Genomic DNA, 685 nt, shown 5'->3' on the forward strand with positions numbered 1-685 from the left:
GGACTCGAACGGGCGGAGGGCCCCTCGGGTCCGCCGCGGCGCGCGCCGCCGACCCGTTTTCGAATCGATAATTTCCGCTCCGGCTGGACGGCTCATGGGCAAATCGTACCGGGAGATATTTTGTCTCCGGGGTTCAGACCAGGAGGTAACCATGTTCTACGGGATAGCGGCGAGACCACGACTCGACGCGATCGGTCGACGCGGACAACTGTTACGCGGGACGCTCCTTCGCACCGATGGTTGAGCACACCCGGACGCTGGACTTCAAGATCGCGTTCGCCATCGGCCTGGGGACGATGATCGCCGCCGGCATCTTCTCGCTCTCCGGCACCGCCGTCGCGGCGATCGGCTCCAGCGCCGTCATCGCGCTCGTCATCGCGGCCGTCATCGCCGGGGTCACCGCCGCCGGGTACTCGGAGTTCGCCTCGATCTACTCCGAGAACGGCGGGGGGTACCTGTTCTCCTCGCGGACCTTCGAGAACGACGCGCTCGTCTACGCCATCGGCGCGATGCTCTTCCTCGGCTACACCGGGACGACGGCGTTCTACCTCGCGACGATGGACGAGTGGTTCTTCAGGTTCGTGCTCCCGGAGGCGTTCCACGTCCTCCCGCACGGGACGACGGGAGTGCTCGCCGCGTTGCTCCTCGGGACGCTGAACGCCCGGGGGACCGAGGAGAGCGGGAT

General features: G+C 66.9%; 1 pseudogene. It reads left to right on the top strand.

The features are described 5' to 3' along the window. Nucleotides 1-236: 236 nt before the first annotated feature. A pseudogene (locus tag EXE45_RS17305) lies at nt 237-685 on the top strand (amino acid permease); the annotation flags it as partial.

Origin of the sequence: Halorubrum sp. SP9, from assembly GCF_005435015.1 — an archaeon.
GTDB lineage: Archaea > Halobacteriota > Halobacteria > Halobacteriales > Haloferacaceae > Halorubrum > Halorubrum sodomense.